Origin of the sequence: Streptomyces sp. H27-H5, from assembly GCF_026627505.1 — a bacterium.
Taxonomy (GTDB): domain Bacteria; phylum Actinomycetota; class Actinomycetes; order Streptomycetales; family Streptomycetaceae; genus Streptomyces.
The window spans coordinates 1-3,610 of sequence record NZ_JAPNLK010000231.1 but is presented as its reverse complement, the minus strand read 5'-3'; the positions used below and the strand labels follow the sequence as shown (position 1 = coordinate 3,610).

The following is a 3,610-nucleotide window of genomic DNA, read 5'->3' as shown; positions in this document are numbered from 1 at the left end:
CGATCTGGGACCAGATCACCGGGACTCTCGGCCTGTCCGCAGCAGCCTGAACCACCGTCACCACCACGGCCAGATACGCCCCGAACCAGAACACACCCACCAGGACTCACCCAACCTGACAACGCCCTCGATCGCGTTGGTGGTGTAGACGACCTGCCGGATGGCGTCGGGCAGGCCGAGGAAGGGCACGAACTCGCTCCAGGCCCGTTCCCAGGTTCCGGCGATCGACGGGTATCGTTTGCCCCACTTGTCGTCGAAGTCGGTCAGCCGCTGACGGGCCTGGTCCTCGTTGACGGCCGTGTAGACGGGCTTGAGGTCACGGGCGAGTTCGGCCCAGTCGCGGCGTGAGGCGTATCGCAGGCTCGCGCGGAGCAGGTGAACTACACAGGTCTGGACCACGGTGGCCAACCAGACGGTGTTCACGGCGTCGGGCAAGGCGGTCAACCCGTCGCAGACCAGCATCAGCACATCACGGACGCCCCTGTTCTTGATCTCGGTCAGGACCGTCTGCCAGTACTTCGCGCCCTCGCCGCCGTCGCCGGCCCACAGGCCGAGGATCTCCCGGTAGCCGTCGACGGTGACCGCGATGGCCACGTAGATCGGCCGGTTGGCGACATTCCCGTCCCTCACCTTCACGTGCACGGCGTCGATGAAGACGACCGGGTAGACCGCGTCCAGCGGGCGGGTGCGCCATTCCGCCATCGACTCCAGGGCCTTGTCGGTAATGGTGGAGATGGTCTCCTTCGTCGTGGTCATGCCGTATGTCTGGGCGAGGTGGGAGACGATCTCCCCGGAGGTCAGGCCCTTCGCGGTCAGCGAGATCACCAGATCGTCCAGCGCGCCGGTCCGGTGGGCGTACTTGGGCAGCATCCGGGGCTGGAAGGTGCCCAGCCGGTCCCGGGGCACCTGCACCATCACGGTGCCCACCTCCGTCATCACCTTCTTGCTCCGGTAGCCGTTGCGCGTGTTGCCGCCCGAGCGCGAGCCGCGGCCGCCGGCCCGGCCCGCCTCCGCGGCCAGGTGCTCATCCATCTCGGCCTCCAGCGCGGCCTGCATCAGGTGCTGGGCCAGCTCGGGCAGCAGACCGCCCTCGCCCATCAGCCGCAGACCCTCCCCATCGCGGACCTTCTCGGCCGCGAGCGCGGCCAGCTCCTCCAGCAGCTCGCTGGACAGACCGTTCTGCGACACCGGCATCGACTTCACGTCGGCACCCTCAGTGCTCGCGCCGACCTCGGCAAGCGACACGCCGTCCACGCTCTCGATCAGGTGACCAGTCGTCGTACCCATCAGGCTCACTCCTTCGAGGAGATCCACACCTGATTCATGACACTCCCCGGAACTACAGCTGCCGTGTCTTCAGCGCCGGAGAATGCTCGAACCGGTCACGCACCGTCATGGAATATGTCCGATGTGTGGCATTTTGGGCTGGGGGGAACGTGCGGCGCGTGGCGTACGTAGAGCAGGTGGGTGAGTGTCCTTCGTGGCTTCGCCGGAGGTGTCGGAGAACGGGCGCGTTACCGGCCATCGTGGGAGCGGTGGGGTGGTGGCGGTGTGAGTGGCAAGGCGGGCGTTGATGAAGGCAGTGGCGGCGGGTGGTTCCTCTCGGACTCCGAGGACGGGGGGAGGCGGGGTGCCGGTGAAAGGGTCCGGTTCGTTGGACACGGCCGCCGCGGATCCTGGGGGCCCGGGTGCCCCCGAGTCCGCGGGGGTGGAGGTTGCGGTGGTGGAGAGCGGCGACGATCCGGGTTGCGGGGAGGCCGAGGACAAGGTCTCGGCCGGGCCCGAGGCCGGGCCGGGGCGGGAGACCGATACCGGCTTCGTCGCGGGCGCGTGTGGGGAGCGGGCGATGCCCGGGGCGGGAATCGGTGAAGGTGGCAGTGCCGCGGCGCGCCGGCCTGACAGCACGGCCGTCCGGGAGAGCCGGCGGGCCGGCAGCCCGGAGCGCGGAGAGGCCGGTCCGGCGCGTATGGGCACGCAAACGACAGGGCAAGTACCGGTGTTGGCCCGGGACGACGAGGCAGATGCCGAGCGGACCAGCGAGTTCGTGGCCCTGAGGGAGCTTGACCCCGCCCCGGCGGACAAGGCGCCCGCTCCCGTCCCCCTCCCCACCGCGGTCAAGGTCGCCGAGCCCGCCCACGACACCGTACTCTCCCCGCTGGAGTTGTTGGCGGAGCTCACCAACACCGCGCCCCCGCCGGAGACCCCGCGTCGCACGATGGTGCGCCGTGTCAAGATCTGGACCCCGATCCTGCTCCTCCTCGCCGGGGCGGTCACCGGCGCGCAGCTGTTGCGCCCGCTTCCCGATCTGCGGCTCGTCGCGGCCGAGGGTGCGACTCTCGGCGGGGGGTTTTCCGTGCCGTGGCCCGCCAAGGGGCAGGGCGCCGTCCGGGTCCCCGGCTCCGGGGACATCGGCGTCTTCGGCGAGCAAAAGCGCGTGCCGATCGCGAGCGTGGCCAAGGTGATGACGGCCTACGTGCTCCTCCAGGGCCATCCGCTGCGCCAGGGTGAGGACGGTCCGCGGGTCGCGGTCGACGCGAAGGCCGTGGCGGAGGGCGCGTCCGAGGACGAGTCCCGCGTCGAGGGCCTGGTCGCCGGTACGACGTTCAGTCAGCGGGACATGCTGAAGATGCTCATGATCCCCTCGGGCAACAACATCGCCCGACTGCTCGCACGCTGGGACACCGGCAGCGACCTCGAAGCCTCTTTCGTCGAGAAGATGAACACCGCCGCCAAAGCCCTGGGGATGAACGACACCACCTACACCGATCCCAGCGGCCTGGACGCGGGGACCATCAGCACGGCAACCGACCAGTTGAAGCTCGCCGAGGCGGTGATGAGGGACGCCGCGTTCCGCGCGGTGGTCGCGCTGCCGAGCGCCGACATCAAGGGCCTGCCCCAGACCCTGTACAACAACAACGACCTCCTCACCGTCGACGGCCTCAGCGTCCGCGGCATCAAGACCGGATCGAACACGCCCGCGGGCGGGGCCTTGATGTGGGCGGCCTACAAGACGGTCGGCGACCAGACCCCCCTGATCGTGGGCACGCTCATGGACCAGCGTGCGACCGGCCCGGACCTCAACGCGGAGAACAGCCTGCGCCTGGTCAAGGCCAACAGCAAGAAGATCATCGAAGCGGTACGGCAGGCCCTCACCTTGGCTCCGGTGGTCCGCGAGGGCCAGAGGGTCGGTCACGTGGACGACGGCCTCGGCGGCCGAACCCCACTGGTGGCCGCAGGAGATCTGAACGTGATCGGCGTACCGGGCCAACGACTCAAACTCACCCTGGAGCCGGGAATCTCCCCGACCCCGCACACCGCGAAGACCGGAACCCGGGTCGGCGTCCTCACCATCGGGGACGGGCAAGGAGCCAAGAGCGTCCCGGTGGCGGTGGAGGCCGACCTCACCGAACCCTCCCTCAACGCTCGTATCACCCGCCAACCCTGAGCCCGACACTCTCGGCGGCGATCTCAAGGATTCGTCGTGGCGGCGTTGTCAGGTTGGGTGAGTCCTGGTGGGTGTGTTCTGGTTCGGGGCGTATCTGGCCGTGGTGGTGACGGTGGTTCAGGCTGCTGCGGACAGGCCGAGAGTCCCGGTGATCTGGTCCCAGAT

General features: G+C 69.1%; 1 protein-coding gene and 1 pseudogene. One reads left to right on the top strand and one right to left on the bottom strand.

Features of this window, described 5'->3' with window-relative positions; all coding sequences use genetic code 11:
* Positions 1-120: 120 nt before the first annotated feature.
* Positions 121-1,194: pseudogene (locus tag OTB19_RS42065) on the bottom strand (IS256 family transposase); the annotation flags it as partial.
* Between the two features lie 526 nt (positions 1,195-1,720).
* Here OTB19_RS42065 and OTB19_RS42060 point away from each other — a divergent pair.
* A complete protein-coding gene (locus OTB19_RS42060) occupies positions 1,721-3,445 on the top strand; it encodes a D-alanyl-D-alanine carboxypeptidase family protein (protein WP_267804141.1) in 1,725 nt (574 codons plus the stop codon).
* Positions 3,446-3,610 lie beyond the last annotated feature (165 nt).